Source organism: Empedobacter sp. UBA1574 (assembly GCF_002322895.1).
In the GTDB taxonomy this organism is placed as follows: Bacteria; Bacteroidota; Bacteroidia; order Flavobacteriales; family Weeksellaceae; genus Empedobacter; species Empedobacter falsenii_B.
The window spans coordinates 1-20832 of the sequence record NZ_DCOI01000012.1 but is presented as its reverse complement, the minus strand read 5'-3'; the positions used below and the strand labels follow the sequence as shown (position 1 = coordinate 20832).

Annotated in this window: 13 protein-coding genes; 1 reads left to right on the top strand and 12 read right to left on the bottom strand. The window is 31.9% G+C overall.

The genetic code is table 11. From position 1 onward, the window contains the following. Positions 1–29: 29 nt before the first annotated feature. The 4 genes from B3578_RS02565 to B3578_RS02550 are packed head-to-tail and all read right to left on the bottom strand — an operon-like array spanning position 30 to position 9034. Positions 30–2240, bottom strand: a complete 2211-nt coding sequence (locus tag B3578_RS02565) for a pectinesterase family protein (protein WP_219034319.1) — start codon at positions 2238–2240, stop codon at positions 30–32. 14 nt (positions 2241–2254) lie between these two features. Then, positions 2255–3946 (bottom strand): DUF4957 domain-containing protein, encoded by a 1692-nt coding sequence (locus B3578_RS02560; RefSeq protein WP_291046870.1) that lies wholly within the window; start codon positions 3944–3946, stop codon positions 2255–2257. Positions 3947–3958: 12 nt separating this feature from the next. Further along, positions 3959–5782, bottom strand: coding sequence for a RagB/SusD family nutrient uptake outer membrane protein (locus B3578_RS02555; RefSeq protein ID WP_221855142.1), 1824 nt, complete (start codon positions 5780–5782; stop codon positions 3959–3961). 18 nt (positions 5783–5800) lie between these two features. Next, positions 5801–9034 carry a SusC/RagA family TonB-linked outer membrane protein gene (locus B3578_RS02550; protein ID WP_291046868.1) on the bottom strand — a complete coding sequence of 1078 codons (3234 nt, stop codon included), beginning with the start codon at positions 9032–9034 and terminating at the stop codon, positions 5801–5803. A 448-nt stretch (positions 9035–9482) separates the two neighbouring features. Here B3578_RS02550 and B3578_RS02545 point away from each other — a divergent pair, with 448 nt between their 5' ends. Further along, on the top strand, positions 9483–10505 hold the full coding sequence (locus tag B3578_RS02545; protein WP_038330468.1) for a LacI family DNA-binding transcriptional regulator: 1023 nt from the start codon (positions 9483–9485) through the stop codon (positions 10503–10505). A 1-nt stretch (position 10506) separates the two neighbouring features. Here B3578_RS02545 and B3578_RS02540 read toward each other — a convergent pair whose 3' ends face one another. The 8 genes from B3578_RS02540 to kduI are packed head-to-tail and all read right to left on the bottom strand — an operon-like array spanning position 10507 to position 19904. Continuing rightward, positions 10507–12120, bottom strand: a complete 1614-nt coding sequence (locus tag B3578_RS02540) for a UxaA family hydrolase (protein ID WP_221855138.1) — start codon at positions 12118–12120, stop codon at positions 10507–10509. A 9-nt stretch (positions 12121–12129) separates the two neighbouring features. Next, complete coding sequence (locus tag B3578_RS02535) at positions 12130–13587, bottom strand: tagaturonate reductase (RefSeq protein WP_286495604.1); 1458 nt, start codon at positions 13585–13587, stop codon at positions 12130–12132. 19 nt (positions 13588–13606) lie between these two features. Then, positions 13607–15127, bottom strand: a complete 1521-nt coding sequence (locus B3578_RS02530) for an MFS transporter (RefSeq protein ID WP_221855134.1) — start codon at positions 15125–15127, stop codon at positions 13607–13609. A gap of 45 nt (positions 15128–15172) precedes the next feature. Further along, positions 15173–15847, bottom strand: coding sequence for a bifunctional 4-hydroxy-2-oxoglutarate aldolase/2-dehydro-3-deoxy-phosphogluconate aldolase (locus tag B3578_RS02525; RefSeq protein ID WP_221855132.1), 675 nt, complete (start codon positions 15845–15847; stop codon positions 15173–15175). Between the two features lie 2 nt (positions 15848–15849). Next, positions 15850–16857: a sugar kinase gene (locus tag B3578_RS02520; protein WP_286495603.1), complete on the bottom strand. Its 1008-nt coding sequence runs from the start codon at positions 16855–16857 to the stop codon at positions 15850–15852. A gap of 8 nt (positions 16858–16865) precedes the next feature. Then, positions 16866–18263: a glucuronate isomerase gene (gene uxaC / locus B3578_RS02515; protein WP_219035359.1), complete on the bottom strand. Its 1398-nt coding sequence runs from the start codon at positions 18261–18263 to the stop codon at positions 16866–16868. Positions 18264–18277: 14 nt separating this feature from the next. Beyond that, the gene (locus B3578_RS02510; RefSeq protein ID WP_291046863.1) at positions 18278–19060 is read right to left on the bottom strand and encodes a gluconate 5-dehydrogenase; all 783 of its coding nucleotides are present in this window, start codon (positions 19058–19060) and stop codon (positions 18278–18280) included. A 7-nt stretch (positions 19061–19067) separates the two neighbouring features. Continuing rightward, positions 19068–19904: a 5-dehydro-4-deoxy-D-glucuronate isomerase gene (gene kduI / locus B3578_RS02505; protein WP_286495601.1), complete on the bottom strand. Its 837-nt coding sequence runs from the start codon at positions 19902–19904 to the stop codon at positions 19068–19070. Positions 19905–20832: the final 928 nt, after the last annotated feature.

Genomic DNA, 20832 nt, shown 5'->3' with positions numbered 1-20832 from the left:
GTATTTATTTTTTAAAATTAGTGAGGAGTTTAATTGACGATCCAATCACCTAAAACATTATTTTTAGAGAAAGCTAAAGCTTCTTGAGCAGTTAATTGACGACTCCATTTAACTCTTTTATTTGCGATATGTTTACCTGTAGATTTGTATTCGGAGTAGCGTGTTGTAGATTCATTTGCAACTTTCCCCCAATTGTTCCAACCTTCTGCTTTAACAGACAAATCCATGTCACAATTGATGAAAGTAGTTTGAGCAAAAGGTCGCCAAGGTCTTCCCAAATGATGAGAATCTTGATTGTTCCCAGAAATCTTACAATTCTCGAAAACGAAACCGTATTTCTGATCTTCTGTCGTTGATGCCGCTGTAATGTATCCTTTCCCTTTATTATTTAGCTGACAGTTTTCAAAATAAGCGGTTCCTGCTCCGAAAATGTAATCGACTGTACCTTCGATGTAACAGTTCTTAAAATATTGTCTGCTTCCGCTTTTCACTAAATATAACGTATCTTGATTTCCTAAAAACCGACAATTTGTAAATTTTATTTTATCTGCATCAACGCGAACAGCAACAGCTTGTCCAACTTCGCCTGCGCTATTTTCGAATGTTATATTTTCGGCTGAAAAATTATCTCCAAAAATAAAAAATGAAGCCGAACCAGATGTTCCAATTTCTTGACCAATATTATTTAATTTTGATGCGTAATCATCATACGTCAAAATGGTTTTGTGTTGATCTTCACCAATAAAATTAATCATCGTTTTAGAAGGAGGTAAGGTGATTTTTTCTTTGTAAACACCATTTTTAATCAAAACTTTTACAGGAACTCGACTAAAATCGGGTAGTGCAGCAATTAATTCTTGAATAGTTTTGAATTGCCCTGAACCATCTTTCGCTACAATAAAATCATAATCTTTGACTTTGTTATTCGCTGAATTAATCTTTTCTGAAACTAATGATTCTGCATAAACTTCTAAATTGGTATATTGACTTGATAAATTGTAACCGTTTGCATCGTTAATGCCAACTTTCAAATTATTTCTTTTTTCCCATTCATCGTCCATTCCATCCTGATCTGTATCTGTAGGAATATTGTATGTTTTTAACGTAGGAAATCCGCCAACTTCTGTTTGACTATCGATAATTCCGGTCATATTTTTTGGATATCCGTTTGTTAAATAACCAATTAATCGATTATCAACTTCATCGCGTTTTAAACTTGCTCCCGCATGTGCTTGAACCATTTTGTAGGCATTTTCAGCAGAATGAGTGATAATTTCATTTTTACCAAATTCAGTTTCAGCTTTTGCTTTTAAAGGTTCATCGGCTTGTACACCGCCATTCCAGTTATTTGCTGTTATATCAGCATAACCTTTTACAAAATTTCCGTTGACATAAAATTTACCATATGGAATAGAAGGATTTACAATTCTATTTTTATGTTTTGTGGCTGGTCCAGATTTGAAATAATTATTAATCAAATTATATTTTCCTTTTTCTCCGCCATAAATAGAATTTGCGCCCCAATTAAAAATTACATTATTACGAAAATCAACCATTTCATCTTCAGGATTCATCGTTGATTCTGACCCACTAAAACGAGGATTTCGACTATTGTTACTCATAATTAGATTGTGGTGGAAACTTGCAGGCTCACCACCCCAAATTCCACCATAACCATGCGCTCCTTTTACATGGATAGATTTATTAAGAGCTTCTGATATGATAGACCATTGAATTGTAAGATTTTTGACACGATAAAACGAGATGTTTTCATCTGTAGCCCAACTTACCGAACAATGATCTATGATTATATTTTGTGCATTTCGACCACCCAAAGCATCACCTTCTACTTTTGCTAAATCGCCTAAACGAAATCTCATGTAACGAATAATTACATTGTCAGATTTGATGGTTACAGGATAATTAGAAACCGTAATACCATCTCCAGGAGCAGTTTGTCCAAGAATAGAAATATTTCCGTAATTAATATCCAAAGGAGATTGCAATATAATGTTTCCAGAAACAGCAAAAACGATTGTTCTGCTCAATTTTTTTTGAATTCCGTATCGTAAACTTCCTTTACCAGAATCGTTGAGATTTGTGACAATATAGACTTCTCCACCTCGTCCACCAGAACTGTACCTGCCATATCCTTCGGCAGAAGGAAAAGCAGGTAAATTCTGTGCAAATAAACATGAATGAATTAAAAATATAAATGTAATTGCGATGTGTGATTTCATTTTTTATCGTTTAATTAATTCCACCATCTTGGATCTCCAATCGCAGCACCTGTAGAAGATGCAGTTCTTAATGGAGAATTGACTGGTAATGTAAAATCAATTGTTGTGTTTGTCCAATTTAGAGCATTTTCTTGATTATTCGTAGAAGTTACTCCTCCAGTAGGAAAAACAAGTTTTTGTAAATCAGCTGCTTTACCATTCGTCAAATTATAGAAATTGTTGAACGTAAAAACAGCTGTACTTGAAGTAGCTAAACGAATTAAATTATTACTCGATAAACTTCCTCCAACTCTTGGCGAATTTGCAATAATATTATTGGTAAAATTAGCTTTGATCGGCACGTTATTATTGTCTAATAGTGGAAAAGAAGAACTTTGTCCAAAACTATTAATTGTACAATTGTTGACATTAATTGTTGCGTTAGCAGATGGCGTAGTAATACTTTCTCTGTATCGAATAAATAAATCTCCAACTTCTGTAAATGTTGAATTTTCGATATTAACTTCGTTAAAAACTAATTTGTCTAAATGTAAAAATCCGTAAGATGAAGCTGGGAAATTCTTGAAGAAAGAATGTTTAATCTCAAATTTATCCATTACATATCCGCTATTTGGACCTCTATTTGCTCTGAAAGCTGAGGTTTTAACACTACTTACAATACAGTTTTCAATCAATACATTTGCAAAATTAGCCTTCGCACCATTGCTGCTGCTGCTTGTCAAATTGATTAAATAATCTGCCGTATTTGCGCTTCCATCTAATTCGATATTCTTTAGATATAAACCAGCCCCAGTATCATTTAACGTAAATTCTTTGAAAGAAACTTTTGTATCTTCTGGATTTCCAGAAATTCCAATCAATGAAATTTTCTTCGCATTAATTGCAAACAATTTATCTCCAGAATCATATTTACCAGGATTTAATCCAATGATATCACCATCTTTTGCATTGTTAATCAAGGTGATTAAATCATCGCCAGAATTAGCAATAACACTATAACTTGTAGACGATTTAGTCGTGAAATTCTGAGAACCAACGCTTGTATTTCCTTTATAAATTTCGACTGTATATCGTGTACTTGGATTAAGCCCTTTTGTTGTTTTAAGTCCAGCAGTAGCTTCGCTACTTGTAATTTGACTTATAATAGGATCGCTAACATAAACAGGATCCTGACCAGAAACTTGTGTATATGCTTGAAATCTCAATTCAGTTACTCCAGCAGTTACATCCCAACTAACCGTTGCTTGATTCTCCAGAATATTTGGATCATAAATAGGATGCAAAATTTGGATTCCAATAATTTTAATTCGCTTACTAACAGACCAGTGAGATTCTGGTCTGTTTTCGTAAGCATTTGTTTTAACACGTATAAAGAAATTTTTTCTCACGGGAATTTCTTGATCCGTAATAACAACTCCAGCAGAATCTGTTTTTTTTGTTAAAATGATATCTTTTGGATTTGTAAATAACGAATCGCTTGAAACTTCTGTTGTATAAGTTTCGTCAATATTATTAGTATACAGAGAAGGTGACCATGTGACTTTAGTTTCTGTTTCAAAATTTTCGGCAGATAAAGACAATGGTGTAAACATTCTCATTGGATCGTTAGATTCTGACTGAAATTCATCATCATTACAAGAGATTACAGCATTTGCAGTAAGTAATACTGTTCCTATAATCAATATTTTATAAAAAGTTTTTTTCATAATAATTGTGTTTTAGTATCCGTAATCTTGTGTTAAATTATAGTTTGTATTGATGATGTCTTGATAAATAGGCAACAGTTCTGAATGATTTGGTTTGTAATATTGTAACCAACCTTTTCGCTCGTCGTTAATCATTGTCGCAGCCATTCCAGTTTGCCAGTTTATGCGTGTATATCCCGTTGGAGTAGAAGCTACAGAAGGCGTGTAAAACAATTCTGTTTTATCATTTCCAACAAAATAAGTATCTAAATTCAAAACAGTTTTTTGTGCAGTTTGCGTTGGATCGTATTTACCAATTTTGTAATAAATGTATTTAGGTACATTGGCATATTCTCCCGTTCCATCTAATAGATTTTGTAATTTAACACGAGTTTCTGTTACCACTTGACCTAAAAGATTCCATCTGATTAAGTCATATTTTCGGATAGATTCTCCACCAAATTCTAATAATCTTTCGTGTACAATTTGCTCAAAAAAGCCTTGATAACCATTCGCTGTAACCGCAGGCATTTTATCAGGATTGTTCGCATAAGCTCTTGCTCTAACTTCTCTTAAAGCATCTATTGCAGCAGCTGTTGGTCCACCATTTAATTCATTTTCTGCTTCAGCAAACATTAATAAAACATCAGCAAAACGCATAATAGGCCAATTGATTCCAACATTTTGAGAAGGACCAGTTACTTTTGTCCAAGACTTTCTAAATTTTCCGTCTGTTAAAGCATCAATTTTTACCACCTGTGTTAAATCATCTGCATTAATTTCGAACGCATTGATTGTTACATCTCGTCTTTGATCATATTTATCAAATTCATAAAAATAAGTTGGTAAAGCATTTATTCCGCCACCACCATTCCATTTAGAAGCTGCATTATGACGTAATCCGTTGTAATAACCAAGTTTACTATCAGTTCGCGCATTTCCGCCAAAAGCACCTACTTGAAAAATCATTTCGTTTGTATTATCCATGCGACCTTCGTGAATAGCACGGAAAACATCTTCGTAATTTGGATTGATATTATGACTTCCACGTTGTTGCATAATGTCAAACGTTTCGTTGCGAGCAATTTGGTAATATTTTTCTGGATTTGTTCCTTTAACCATCTGTACAGGCTGTCTTCTCAACGAATATCCAGCTCTAGCAAGTGCAATACGAGCACGTAAGCCTTTCACAAAAGCTTTTGTAATTCGTGTTGTAGGATCTCCAGATTCGGCTCTCCATGGAATAACTTTTGAAGCAGTTTCTAAATCATTTAATAAAACTTCATACACTTCATCACGATCAGTTTTTGGAAGGAAAATATGTTCGTACTGAGAAGATGGTTTATCTTGAAATGGAACATCACCAAAGTTTCTGATTAATTCGTAATAATATTGCGCTCTTAACGTCAATGCTTCTCCGTAATATCTATCCATTAACTTTTTGTCACTATCACTTCCAGATTTGTAGACATCAGATGTCGGAATATTATAAATTAATAAATTTGCTCTTTCGATTCCTGTGTATAATTGACGGAAAGGTTTGTCTAATTCTGGATTTGTAGGACATGCATTGTACATACTAATTCCACGACGATCGTTACAATTGTAATCACCTGATGTTTTGAAATCATCTGCAGCTTGTCCAATGATAGAAGAAATTCTGTTTCCGTAACCATTATCACCAGCCAATTGATTATATACGCCAACCAAAGCAGAGTAAGTGTAACTTGCATCGTTGTAAACCTCTATTTCGGAAGTATTGGAAGGGCTACTAACATCCAAATAATCATCGCATGATGTTGTTGTTAATAAAACGATGCTAACGCCTAATATTTTTATAATTGTTTTTGTTTTCATTTTTGATGTGTTTTGAGATTAGAAAGTAACATTAATACCTGTTAAGAAAAATCTGCTTCGTGGATAGGCAGCGTAATCAACTCCAGGAGTTAAAGGACTTGTGCGTCTTGTATTTGCTTCAGGATCATAACCAGAATAACCAGTAATTGTAAATAAATTATTGATTGTTGCGTAGATTCTTACTTTGCTAATAAATTTCGTTTTTGCTAACATATCTTCTGGTAAAGAATAACCAACTGTAACGTTGCTTAATCTTAAATAAGATCCATCTTCGATGGCATAAGAATGTAAAATATAATTTCCAGAAGGAGGTGACCAAAATGTAGCATTTGCGTTTAGAGCTTCTAATTGTGTAGGATCTGTTACTCGATTTCCGTTATCGTCAAAATTTCTCCAAGCTCCAGCAACTGCTTTTAACATATTGTTGTCGCGGTATAAATATTGTGTTGTAAACTCAACTTTATTGGCATTGTAAACTTTATTACCAACAGAATAAGTGAAGAACATACTTAGGTCGATATTTTTCCATTGAAATTGTTGATTAAATCCACCATAGAATTTAGGTTGAGCATTTCCTAAAACTGTTTTATCATTATCATCAATTATTCCATCGTTATTTAAATCTTTCAATTTTAAATCTCCAGGACGCACATCTTTTGAACCTAATGCCGCAGCAGAATTGCTTGCAACACCAGCTTTTAATGTATATTTTTGAGTTGATGGATTGTAATCGAAATCGCTCACTTTGTACCATCCGTCTGTTACATAACCATAGAATTGTCCGATAGGTTTACCTACTTCAACTTTGAAATCTTGCAAATTATTTACCCATCCAGATGATTGATAATAGTATTGTAGACCATCACCAGTTACATCTTTTCCTAAAGATTTGATAACATTTTGATTATGAGAAATATTGAAGTTTACATTCCATTTAAAGTTTTTAGATTTCGCAATATCAGCACCTATTGTAAATTCAATTCCTTTGTTTTCCGTTTCACCAGAGTTTTGATATTGGTATTCGTATCCGCCTGTTTGCGGAATTTTAGCCAATAATAATAAATCTTTTGTATTTGTTACATAAGCATCGATACTACCATAAACACGTTTATTGAATAAAGTATAATCTAATCCAATGTTTTTAGAAATTGTTTTTTCCCATTTTGCACCCGAATTTGCCAACCTTTCATTAGGAGCTAAACCTGGAACTACAGCATTATCAAATGAATATCCCCAGTTACTTGAACTACTAAAGAATGTTGAATATAAGAATGGCTCAATGCGGTTATTACCCGAAGTACCATAGCTTAAACGTAATTTTAGTTCGTCAATCCAAGAAGAATCTTTTAAGAAATTTTCTCTTGCAACATTCCAAGCAAATGAAGCAGAAGGGAAGGTAGCATAACGATTATCAGGAGAGAATACACTCGATCCGTCTGTTCTGACAGAAAGTGTTAACATATATTTTTTATTGAACGAATAATTAACTTGTCCAAAAAACGAAGCCAATCGATCCACATTTACTGATGTTGAAACTGGATCTTGTACCATTCCTGCAGGAGGAACCGCACTTTGCAAATTAGAAAATGCTTGATTAGCCGAAATATTTTTTGGTAACCATTTGATATACGTTCTTGATGTTTCTCCGTCTGTTTTTACAATTTCCTGTCCAATCATTACATCTAGTTTATGATTAGAACCTAATCTTGGTGAATATTGTAATGTATTTGAATTTGAAATTCTTCTTGTTTGACTTGCACGCATATCAACCACAGGAAGATTAGCATTTGCCATTGCAACACTTGTGATATTTCCGTAAAAACTATTGTCATTGCGATCTGTTTGTACATAACCAAAAACAGATTTGAAGGTTAACCCTTTGACAATTTGCCAAGACAAGTAACCATTCATCAAAAGGTTTTGTCTTTCGTCTTCTCTTACTTCATTATTCGCTAGCAAAACAGGACTTGTAAGGTTTGTTTGTGCATAATAATCTGGATCGAAGAAATCAACATACGATTCGTTTCCTGGAGCAGCAAAAGGTTGATATCTCACTGAATTACGAAGTCTGTTATTTGATTGAGAACCTGTATTTGAAGTACCAGCTCCCATGATTTTATCTTTACTATATCTAAAACTAACTCCCGTTTTTACTTTGTCGCTGATTTTATGATTTAATTTGAAGTTTGCTAAATTTCTTTTGTAACCAGAATTCAGCATAATTCCATCTTCGTTGATGTGATTTAAATTTAAACTGAAATCAGTCGATTTATTTCCACCAACAATCGAAACGTTATGATTTTGAGAAAAAGCTTTTCTACCAAAAACTTCTTCTTGCCAATCTCTCGCTTCCATACTTTTATAGATATCTATATCGTTAAAATCTCCATATCTTTTTCTGAAAGAATCTGCTAATTGCTCATCATTATTAATATTATACAATTCATACTGATAACGTACAAATTCATACGGAGTCATTACTTCTAACTTATTCTGAATTTCTCTAAATCCAGTATAATTAGAATAAGTAACTTGTGTAGGCATGTTGAAACCACTTTTTGTCGTAATAAGCACAACACCGTTTGCACCTCTCGCACCATAAATAGCAGTAGAAGCTGCATCTTTTAAAACATCAATACTTGCAATTTCTTGTGGAGATAAAATAGATAAGGCATTTTCTACTTGTATTCCATCCACGATATACAGAGGGCTGTTGTCTTGTGTAATCGATGTGCCTCCACGAACTTTAATTGTAACATCAGCTCCTGGTGCACCTTCGGACATACTAACTTGTACACCAGCTAATCGACCTTGTATAGCTTCAGCAGCAGAATTTACTGCCATATCTTTTATCTGATCAGCATTTACACTTGCCACAGAACCTGTTAATTCATCACGTGTTACAGTTGTATATCCAATTACAACAACTTCATTTAGATTTTGTTGCTCTGTTGCAACAAGATCTTTCAGTTTTATATCGATTGTTCCTTTCTTATTAACAGGAATAGTCTGTATTTCATAACCATCATAGGTAATGGTTAAAGTCGAGTTATCTGGAACAACAATTTCATAAAATCCATTTTCATCTGTAATTGTTTCGTACGTTGTCCCATCTACATAAATGTCAACTCCATTAAGAGGTGAATTATTAATAGATGATTTAACTGTTCCGGAAACTTTTATTTCTTCTTGCGCAAAACTCGCAATTGGTAGAAGCAAAAGCGTGAATAACTTAATTTTAGATATCCTCATATGTGTGGTTTTGTGTTTCTTCTGTTAAACTAAATAATTTTTAGCGTAATCGATTACATTATTAAATATAAAAGTGTATATAGTACACTAAAATATAACTATTTTTTTTAAAATCAAATAAAATATTAAAATTTATAAAAAATAATTAATCTATTTGTTAGTTATTGATATTTAATACAATATCTGTTTGTGTTGACTGATATTTATATATACTCTAACTTAAATAAGCTAAAGTGGTTAATTTAGATCATAATTTTTTTGGTGATTTATTGAATTTTTGAATATAAAAATATATAAATTGAAGTAAATTTGTAATCGATTACAAATGTGTTTTGAATGCTTTTTAATAGTTTTAGAACCATTGTAATTTATACATTACTATATAATACTATTGAGATTTAATTTATATTTACCGAATCTTGATAACGAACTTGAATTTTACCTTATTATGAAAAAAAGTGCTACAATATATGATATTTCTGAAAAATTGAATATTAGTGCTGCTACCGTTTCGAGGGCTTTAAACGATCATCCTAAAATTAGTCAGAAAACGAAAGAGTTGGTTATGAAAGCTGCTAAAGAGCTTAATTACAAACAAAATACTTTAGCGCAGGCTCTAAAAAGTGGGAAGACAAATAATATTGGGATTATTGTTCCTTATATTAATACAAATTTTTTCTCATCTCTAATTCGTGGGATAGAAGAGGAGTTGTCTCCACATGGTTACCATGTTATTATTTGTCAAAGTCACGAAGATGTAGATTTAGAAAGAAAACAACTAAATACATTATTGAATGCACAGGTTGATGGTATTTTTATGTCTGTTTCTAAAACGACGGAAGATATTTCGCACATAGAAACTGCAAAAGAATCTAATACTCCAATCATATTTTTTGACCGTAAAAAAGATATTGCAGGAATCAGTACTGTAACAATTGATGATTATAAGGGTGGATATTTGGCAACCGAGCATTTGATTAAACAAGGTTGTCGTAGAATTTGTCATTTATCTGGAGATTTGCGTTTAGAGATTTATCAGAATCGTTACAATGGTTATATCGATGCATTGAAAGATAATAAATTAGCTTTTAAAGAAGAATATGTTTTTTCAATTAAAAGTTCGATAGAAGATGGGGTTGAAGCAATAAAAACATTATGGAATTTATCATCGCCACCAGATGGTATTTTCTCGGCCAGTGATTATGCAGCGTTGGGAGCTTGTCAACAATTGAAAAAGAAAAATATAAGCATTCCTGAAGATGTTGCAATAATAGGTTTTAGTAATGAGCCATTTACGCAATATATGGAATTACCTATTAGTAGTGTAGATCAGACACCAGATGTAATGGGAAAAATTTCCGCTCAAGTATTTCTGGAATATATGAACGAAAATTTTTCAGGGATAAGCATAGAAAAAAAGGTTGTTTTAAATCCTCAAATTCATATTCGAAAATCTTCGAAAAGAAAATAGGTTATAAAGAAACGCCTCTTTTCCAAGGGATAAAATCGTTTTGATTTAAAATCTTAGCTTTTACTTTGACTTCACCGCTTGCAACTTTTATGATAAATTCTAAAAGTTCGTTAGCGGTTTCTTCAATTGTTTTATTTCCAGTAATGATTTCTCCCGTATTAAAATCGATAATATCAGGCATTTTTTCTTGTAATGCTGTGTTCGAAGAAATTTTTACAACAGGGGCAACAGGATTTCCAGTAGGCGTTCCTAAACCTGTAGTGAACAAGACGATATTAGATCCAGTTCCGACTAATGCAGTTGTACATTCAACATCATTTCCTGGTGTACATAGCAAATTTAAACCAGGTTTTTTGATATATTCTGTATAATCTAAAACATCTTGAATAGGAGAGGAACCCCCTTTTTTAGCTGCACCAGCAGATTTCATCGCATCTGTTATTAATCCATCTTTTATATTTCCAGGAGAAGGATTCATGTCAAATCCAGAACCAGCGGCAACAACAGAATCTTCGAAATCTTTCATTAATTGTAAAAATCTTTCGGCATCTTTTTCATTCACACAACGATTGATTAATTCTTGTTCAACTCCGCACAATTCGGGAAATTCGGACAAAATGGTAGCACCTCCAATTGCAGCCATAATATCTGATAAATAGCCTAAGGTTGGATTAGCAGAAATACCAGAAAAACCATCTGATCCTCCACATTCTAATCCTAAAACTAATTTAGATAATGGAGCTGGTTTACGTTCAATTTCATTGGCTTTTTTGATTGCTTCGAACGAATCTTTAATAATACCGTTCAACATATTATCAACTGTTCCAGATTTTTGTTGCTCGTAAACGATAATTGGTTTTTGATTATCAGGATTGATTTTATGTAAAGCTTCTTTAAAAATATCAACTTGTAAATTCTGACACCCAAGACTCAGGACTGTTGCACCAGCGACATTCGGATTGTTTACATATCCAGCAAGCAATCTTCCTAAAGCTTCAGCATCTTGTCGAATTCCGCCACAACCTCCTTGATGTGTAACGAATTTAACATCAATATTTTTGAATACTCTAGTGTCTTCTTCATCTGTGTCTTGCTCGTTTTCATCAGAATTCTGAATTAACGAACGTAAAAGCAGTTGATGTTTTGATGGTTTTTCGAATAATAATTCTTTTTCGAAAACATCTTTCAAAATTTCAACATTTCTATTTTCGCAAAAAACCAAAGGAAAAAACAACCAAATATTTTCCGTTCCAACTTGTCCGTCTTCTCTGTGATATCCCATAAATGTTTTGTCTTTCCATTTATCGATATTTGGAGGAGTCCATGACGTTGTAGCTGTTTTCTTTTCGACTTTAGAACTTTGATGTTTTACATTTTCAGTCGTAATAACTTCACCTTTTTTTATGTTGCAAACGGCTTTTCCGACAGTAATACCATACATCGTAATCGTGTCATTTTCTACAAAATCTATTGCAGCAAACTTGTGTTTCGCATTCGTATCTTTCTGAATTTCATATTCAGCATTATCAACGACCACAATTTCATTTACTTTTAGGTCAACTAATGCAACAATTACATTATCCGTTGGATTAACTTTTATAGCTTTTTTCTGCATTTTTTTCTCTTAAATCGTTTGGTTGCTATATATTTCATAAGATTTTTCAATTCCATATTCATCAATTAGCCGAAGAGCTTTTTCAATTTCATTTTCTAATTGATTAACCTTTGTCAAATCTTGTTCCCAGAAATTTATATTCTTCAAAACAGAATGACTTATTTGTTGATAATCATTGTTTTTCCAAATATTTCTGAACTCACTTATAATCGCTTCGTCATCATTTATAGGTAATTCTTCATTGTTCCAATCACCTTTGTAAAAACGAATTAAACAAGCCAAAGAAAATGTAATTCCTTTCGGAATTTGATTGAATTTCTCTACATAATCTAATAAACTTGGAAGAACACGAACTTTGAATTTAGAGATAGAATTTAACGCTATACTCGATAAATAGTGCTTGATAAAAGGATTTCTAAATCGATCTAAAACATCTTCTGTATATTCTTTTAATTGTTCTTCTGGTAAATCAAGGATAGGAATGATTTCATTATAAATAATATTTTTAATAAAATCTCCAGCTACTTTGTTATCGATTGCATCACGAACAGTTTCTATACCTAACATAATAGAAAAAGGAACCATTGAAGTGTGAGCGCCATTTAAAATTCGAACTTTAGAAGTACGATAAGGTGCTATATTTTTGACAAGCAAAATCTGTTCATTTGCTTTACTAAAAGGAATTTTTTCTTCCAATTTTTCATCGCCTTCAATTGCCCAAAATAAGAACGCTTCTGAAACGACAATCAATTCATCTTCATAATCTAACTGATTTGTGTAGCTTTCTAAATCATCTTTTGGAAATCCAGGTACAATTCTGTCTACTAATGTATTATGAAATTTATTTGAAGTGTTAATCCAAGTAATAAATTCATTTTCTAAGTTCCATAATTTAGCGTATTCTAAAATATAATCTTTCAAAATAATGGCGTTATTCTCAATTAATTCACATGGAATAATTGTTAAACCTTTGTCAGTATCTCCATTAAAATAAAGATATCTTTCATATAAGAACGCAGTTAATTTTGCAGGAAAATTTTCGTGGGGCGCATTTTCTAATTTGTTTTCTGAAGGATCAAATACAATTCCAGATTCTGTTGTGTTAGAAAAAACAAATTCCAATTGTTCTTCTTTTGCTAATTTCAAAAAATCTTGGTATTCTTTATAAGGATTAATCGATTTTTGAATCGCAGAAATAACACGATTTTCATCAATCAATTCACCTTTTTTAATTCCTCGAATAAATAAAGTATACAGATTATCTTGTTCTTCAAAAGTATGAAATGAACTTCCAGAAGGTGTCACTTTTATGTTTGCGATTCCTGCATTAAAATTGGCATCTTTATTCAGTTTATCGATTACATAGTCTGTAAAAGCGCGCATAAAATTTCCACCTCCAAATTGAATAATTTTTATAGGAAGTTCATTTTCTTGATGATATAGTTTTTTATTTAATTTTGTTTTCAAGTTATTGAATTTAAATTGATTATTTAATCACTTTGTATTTTGGTACTAATATTTTCATGACAATCCATGCTGTTAAATAAGCAACCCCACAAATTGTAAAAATGATCATATAACCTTTGTTGATTCCATCAACTATAATTGCTCCTGATTTTTCTAAATCTGAAAGTAAATTTTCTGGTAATCTTTCGTTGATGTATTGAGGATATTTTTCTAATAATGGAGTACCATCGATAGTTGTCCAGTTTTTGTGTGAATAATCAAACAAAACTCCTGATGATTTATTGATCAAAAAAGAACCAATTCCACCAGCCATACCACCGATTCCAACTATTGTAGCAATAGCACTTTTAGGAAACATATCACCAACTGTAGAGAAAATATTTGCAGACCAAGCTTGATGAGCTGCTCCAGCAATACCGATGATAATTACGGGAATCCAAAAAGAGGTTGCACCAAGAGGTTGAGCTAATAATGCCAATAATGGAAAGAAAGCAAAAATTAACATTGCGCGCATTCTTCCCGAATATGGATTCATGTTTAATTTATCGACAAAATATTTTGGTAACCATCCCCCAATAATAGAAAGTAATGTGATGATGTAAAGTACAAACAAAGGTAAGGCACTTTGTGTGCTATCCATCTTGTAGACTGAACTTAAGTAAGCTGGAGTCCAAAAAAGGTAGAACCACCAAACACCGTCTGTCATAAATTTTCCGAAGATAAAAGCCCACGTTTGTTTGTATTTAAAACATTCAGAAAAAGTTAGTTTTCTTCCTTCTGTAGATGTTTCTGTATTTTCTTCTATATCTTGTTGAATATACTCTAATTCAGCGCTATTAACTTTTGGATGTTTGTGTGGTACTTGGTATAAATAAATCCAAAATCCCATCCAAATAAATCCTAATGCTCCGATGATGATAAAAGCCATTTCCCAACCCATCGATTTTGCAATAAATGGAATTGTAAGAGGAGCAGCTAATGCTCCTACAGTAGCACCAGCATTGAAAATACTTGTTGCAAACGCACGGTCTTTTTTCGGAAAATACTCGGCTGTTGCTTTGATTGCTCCTGGAAAATTACCAGCTTCACCGATTGCTAAAATTAATCGAGCAAAAATAAATAAGCTAACACTTGTTGAAATAATTAATGAGGTGTCACTTACTTTTTCTAAGATTTCTTTTGCTCCAGCAAATCCAACAAACCAATTATCTGTAATATACCCTGCTGTTGCAATTCCACAAAAAGCGTGTAAACATGCTCCAATTGACCAAATTGCAATAGCGTATAAGAAACCTTTTTTAGTTCCCATTTTGTCAATAAATCGGCCAGCAAATAACATACTTACAGCATAAAATATTGAAAAAAGTGCGGTAATATTTCCGTAGTCATTATTATTCCAGTGAAACTCTGGAACTAAGTAATCTTTCCAAGTTAATGATAAAACTTGACGATCTAAGTAATTTATGGTTGTGGCAACAAATAGTAAACTGCAAATAGTCCATCTAAAATTACTTGGTTTAATGGAAGTTTCGTTCTTCATTTAGTGTGTTTTTGTGATTTATTATTTTTGACTTCTTCCTTTAAATCATATATTTTTTAATTCTTTATAAATTTGTATTGATTCTCCAACTGTTCGTTCAATTTGAGAGTAATCATATTCATTTGATGAATTTTTTGTGAACAATTGTGATCCAATTCCAACACAATAAGCGCCAGCATTTATCCAGCTTGTTATGCTTTCTTTTGTAGGCATAACACCTCCGCTTGGCATAATATTCGTCCAAGGCATTGGTCCATTTATAGCTTTGATAAAATCTGGTCCTCCAACTTGTGTTGCAGGAAATATTTTAACGATTTCTGCTCCTAATTCTTCTGCTAAAGAAATTTCCGAAACAGATCCACAACCAGGCATCCAAGCTACTTTTCTTCGGTTACAAACTTTTGCTACTTCAGGATTTAAAGAAGGGGCAACAATAAAGTTTGCTCCAAATTGAAGATATAATACTGCTGTTGGTGCGTCTAAAACAGAGCCTATTCCTAAGATTAATTCGGGTAATTCTTTTGCCGCATATTTATTTAATTCAGAAAAAACTTCGTGCGCAAAATCGCCTCTGTTTGTAAATTCAAATAATCTTGCGCCACCATCGTAACAAGCTTTTATAATTTTTTTAGAAATTTCGATGTCTTGATGGTAAAAAACAGGAACAATTCCAGTTTCTTTTGCTTTTAAAGCGACTTCTATTCTTGTAAATCGTGCCATTTTTATCTTTTTATTCTTCCTCCAAAATTTCCATTAACTAACTCTAAAATATCATCAACAGAAGCTAAATTTGTGTCACCTAAAATAGTATGTTTCATTGCGCAAGCTGCGTTTGCAAAATTTAAAGCAAATTGATCATCGTGATTAATCAAACCATAAATCAAACCTGCAGCAAATGCATCGCCAGTTCCAATTCTATCAACGACATGGTTGATATGAATTTCTTCTGTTTCTAAATATTCATTATTAATCCAAGCTCTACCTTGTGTTGCTTGCGAACTTGCATTAATTCCAATTCTAACTTTATCAAATACTTTTTGAATTGACGGAATTTCTTTCATCAATGTTTTAGATGCTTCAGTAAATCCATTCTTATCCGTTGAGAAATTTGTTTCTAAAATTTCATTGATTTCATTCACTCCACCAATAAAAATGGTTGAATATCCGATTAATTCTTTCAAAATATCTTGTCCTTTCTTCCCGTAATTCCATAAATTACTTCTATAAGCAGGATCAGTTGTGATATGAATACCTTTGAAATAAGCGAATTGTAAACCTTGCTTCAACGTTTCGTAAGCAGATTCTGAAATTCCAGGTGTAATTCCTGTCCAATGGAAAAAGTTGCAATTTTCTAAGGCTTTATTCCAATCAACTTCGTTTGGTTTTATATTTGAAAAAGAACCATTTAATCGGTTATAAGCGATACGACTTGGTCTGACATCAGAACCAACTTCTAAAAAATATAATCCAAGTGGATGTTCATTTTTTTTAATAAATGAAACATCAATTCCTAGACTTTTCATGTAGGAAATAGCTGCATCTCCAACAAAATCATTCGAAACATTTGAGACGTGTTGCGTTTTACAACCAAAAGTAGACAAAGAAGCTGCAACATTCATTTCTGTTCCACCAAAAAAGAATTCTACTTCTTTACTTTGTTGCAAAGTTTTATGATTTGATGGAGAAATTCTCATTAAAACTTCTCCAAAAGTCAAAATATTATTGCTCATAAATAAATCTAAAAATCAAAATATTCTTTTGCATTGTAATAACAGATATCTGATATTGTTTTTCCAACTAATTCAATATCATTTGGTAATTCGCCATTTGCCATTTCTTCTCCGAATAAATTACAGATTACTCGTCTGAAATACTCATGCCTAGGGAAAGATAAGAAACTTCTTGAATCTGTTAACATTCCAATAAAGCAACTTATTAACCCCATATTAGATAGGGCATTTAGTTGTTTGATGATTCCATCTTTTTGATCTAAAAACCACCAACTCGAACCAAATTGCACTTTTCCTTTTACGCTTCCATCATTGAAATTTCCAATCATTGTTGCGAAAATTTCGTTATCAGCTGGATTCAAATTATAGATGATTGTCTTTGTTAATTTATCATTTCCGTCAAGTCTATTTAAGAATTTAGAAAGATTAGCCGCTTGTTTAAAATCTCCGATAGAATCCCAACCTGTATCAGGACCTAAAATACGATGCATACGAGCATTGTTATTGCGAAGTGCGCCTAAATGATATTGTTGAATCCATCCAAATTGGTGATATGTTTCCCCTAAAAATAGAAGTAGGGCAGTTTTGAATTGCTCGATTTGAGTATGATTTAACGGTTGATTATTTCTTTTTGATTCGAAAATTGTATTAATTTCAATATCAGTAAATTCTACGTAAGAAATATTATTCAAACCATGATCACAAATTTTGCAACCGATTGCATTAAACGCTTCAATTCGATTATATAACGCATCTTTCAAGTTTTGGAACGAATTAATTTCGAAACCAACAACTTCAGAAAGTTTATTGATGTAAGAATTGTAATCCTGATTTTCAATTAGAATCGCTTTATCTGGTCGAAAAGCTGTACTAACTTTTGTCTTGAAATTGCTTTTATTTAACGTTATATGATATTCTAACGTATCTGTCGGATCTTCAGTTGTGCAAACCGTTTCAGCATTTACTAAACTTAATAAACCTTGACAAGATTTATCTGCTTGTTGTAATTGAGCGGAAGTATTCTCGAAAATTTCTTTTGCGTTATTTTCGTTCAATAATTCATCGATTCCAAAATATCGTTTTAATTCTAAATGAGTCCAGTGAAATAAAGGATTTCGAAGCGTATGAGGAACAGTTTTCGCCCACGCTTCAAATTTTTCTAAATCAGAAGCATTTCCTGTGATGCAATTTTCGTTAATTCCTAACGTTCGCATTGCACGCCATTTGTAATGATCTCCAGCAATCCAAACTTTCGAAATATTTTCAAAAACTCTATTTTCTGCAATATCTTTTGGCGATAAATGATTGTGATAATCTATAATAGGAAGTTTTTCAGCATAGTTGAAATACAATTCCTCGGCATATTTATTTTGTAATAAAAATGTATCAGTTATAAATGATTTCATATAATATTTAAATTTTACTCGTTTGATGGTTTACCTATTGTTGCTAAAATTCCTCCATCGACATAAATGATTTGTCCATTAACAAAATTACTCGCTTCCGAAGCTAAGAAAACCGCTGTTCCAGCTAAATCTTCGGGATTTCCCCAACGACCAGTCGGCGTTCTGTTGATAATAAATTCGTTGAAAGGATTTCCGTCCACACGAATCGGCTCTGTTTGTGAAGTTGCAAAATAACCAGGTCCGATTCCGTTTACTTGAATGTTATGTTTTGCCCATTCTGTAGCTAAGTTGCGCGTTAACATTTTCAATCCACCTTTTGCCGAAGCGTAGGCAGAAACATTGTCTCGTCCCAATTCGCTCATCATCGAACAAATATTAATTATTTTTCCAGTTTTACGCTCAATCATTCCTTTTGCAACCAATTGCGACATGATGAAAGGACCAACTAAATCGACATCGATAACTTTTCTGAAATCTTCGACATCCATATCTACCGCAAGAACACGTTTGATAATTCCAGCATTATTCACAAGAATATCAATTTGACCATGATTCTTTTCGATCAATTCAACTTGTTTTTTTGCTTGTGGTTGATCAGTTACATCAAAAATATATCCTGTTACAGTAAATCCTTTACTTTTATAATATTGTAAAGCTTCTTCAAGTTTTGAAGGAGTTGTACTTGTAATAACTAACTCAGCACCAGCTTGTGCCAATCCTTCTGCCATTGCTAATCCTAAACCATGTGTTCCACCTGTGATTAAAGCTATTTTTCCTGATAAATCAAATAAATTCATAATTCTATTATTTTAATTCATCCGTATTTACACCATCCATATCGCTGTAATCCATATTTTCACCAGCCATTCCCCAAATAAAAGTATAATTTGAAGTACCTACACCCGAGTGAATAGACCATTCTGGTGAAATAACTGCTTGATTGTTTTGTAAGAAAATGTGACGCGTTTCATTTGGTTGTCCCATAAAGTGGCTAATTGATTGTCCTTGTTCTAAATCAAAATAAAAATATGCTTCCATTCGTCTTTCATGTGTATGAGCTGGCATTGTATTCCATACACTACCAGGATGTAATTCGGTCATACCCATTTGTAATTGACAAGTTTCTAAAACACTATTTACAATAAGTTTATTAATTGTTCTTTTGTTTGCATATTTAGAATCGCCTAACTCAACAATTTCAGCTTCATTTTTTGTAATCTTCTTAGTTGGATACGAATGATGAGCAGGAGCAGAGTTGATATAAAACAAAGGTTGTTCGTTATTTAGTTTATCAAAAACGATTTCTTTATTTCCTTTACCAATATATAAAGCTTCTTTGTTGTTCAATTCGTATTCAGTTCCATCAACAGTTACTTTTCCTTTTCCACCAACATTTATAATTCCTAATTCTCTTCTCTCTAAAAAAAAATCTGCTTTAAGATCTGTTGTTGGTTCCAAAGTTATTGCATGATTAGCTGGGTAAATACCACCAATAATCAAGCGATCATACATCGAATAGACTAACTTCACCTGATCTTCTATAAATATATCAGGAATTAAAAAATGTTCTCTTAGTTCTTCAGTTGTATATTTTTTAACATCATTAGGATGATGTGCATATCTAAATTCAGAATTTATCATAATAGTTATTTATTAAAATTAATGTAATCGATTACATTTTAAATTTAAAAAAATACATCGAGATGATGTTTTGTAAAAGTATTAAAAAGTTTTTTAATAATGTACATAAAACACTATAAAAATTTCTTTTCAAAAGATGATGAATGTAGTTGTTTGGAAATAAATTTATTCGTAAATATTTTTAACAATACTCTTTGTTGAAATATTGAATATGACAACAAAGAGAGAAAAAAATAAGTTACATTTTTGTAAATTATATTTTGGTTATTAAACCTTTTAATATTTTGTTTAGTTTTCTATTATTAAGAGTAGATACTAAAACTTAAAGTTCAGAAAGTCGAATGATTTGTTTCAGAAAAAATTTTTATAATAATAAATGTTAAATATTCAAAAAACTGTTTTAAATCATGTATCTTTAACTTAATTAACTAATTAATATGGATTATGAGACGAGTTTTATTTCTATTTCTCGATCATTTCTCATCTACTTACCTTTTATTGTTTTGCTTTTTTTGTTCAATTTATATTAATGCGCATAATGTTGAAATAAAAGAAAGAGATGATTCTATTCCAACAATTTCTAAAGGTTTAGTCACAATAAAAGAAAATACTACTTTTTACATTTCTAAAAATACAATTATATCTAATTTTGAAATTAAAGATTCTATTAACCATGAAAAAAATATAAAACAAAGAAAATCAAAAGAAAAAATCAAAAGAAAAAATCAAAAGAAAAAATACAAATAACTCAAAGCTTAAAAAAAGCAGAAATAATTCGTATGATTTATCTACACTAACAAATAAAAAAATATATTATTTACCGTATAAAGAATCAACATTTTTCATTAGTAGTAAATCAATTCTTTTAGCACTTTATCCTATCAATTCTTATAATATAATTATTTTTTAACCCGTTGTGCATTTTGAT

Excerpts from the sequence above, each read along its gene's own strand:
- B3578_RS02565 (WP_219034319.1), bottom strand. The coding sequence starts at position 2,240 with ATGAAATCACACATCGCAATTACATTTATATTTTTAATTCATTCATGT.
- B3578_RS02560 (WP_291046870.1), bottom strand. The coding sequence starts at position 3,946 with ATGAAAAAAACTTTTTATAAAATATTGATTATAGGAACAGTATTACTT.
- B3578_RS02555 (WP_221855142.1), bottom strand. The coding sequence starts at position 5,782 with ATGAAAACAAAAACAATTATAAAAATATTAGGCGTTAGCATCGTTTTA.
- B3578_RS02550 (WP_291046868.1), bottom strand. The coding sequence starts at position 9,034 with ATGAGGATATCTAAAATTAAGTTATTCACGCTTTTGCTTCTACCAATT.
- B3578_RS02545 (WP_038330468.1), top strand. The coding sequence starts at position 9,483 with ATGAAAAAAAGTGCTACAATATATGATATTTCTGAAAAATTGAATATT.
- B3578_RS02540 (WP_221855138.1), bottom strand. The coding sequence starts at position 12,120 with ATGCAGAAAAAAGCTATAAAAGTTAATCCAACGGATAATGTAATTGTT.
- B3578_RS02530 (WP_221855134.1), bottom strand. The coding sequence starts at position 15,127 with ATGAAGAACGAAACTTCCATTAAACCAAGTAATTTTAGATGGACTATT.
- B3578_RS02525 (WP_221855132.1), bottom strand. The coding sequence starts at position 15,847 with ATGGCACGATTTACAAGAATAGAAGTCGCTTTAAAAGCAAAAGAAACT.
- B3578_RS02520 (WP_286495603.1), bottom strand. The coding sequence starts at position 16,857 with ATGAGCAATAATATTTTGACTTTTGGAGAAGTTTTAATGAGAATTTCT.
- uxaC (WP_219035359.1), bottom strand. The coding sequence starts at position 18,263 with ATGAAATCATTTATAACTGATACATTTTTATTACAAAATAAATATGCC.
- B3578_RS02510 (WP_291046863.1), bottom strand. The coding sequence starts at position 19,060 with ATGAATTTATTTGATTTATCAGGAAAAATAGCTTTAATCACAGGTGGA.
- kduI (WP_286495601.1), bottom strand. The coding sequence starts at position 19,904 with ATGATAAATTCTGAATTTAGATATGCACATCATCCTAATGATGTTAAA.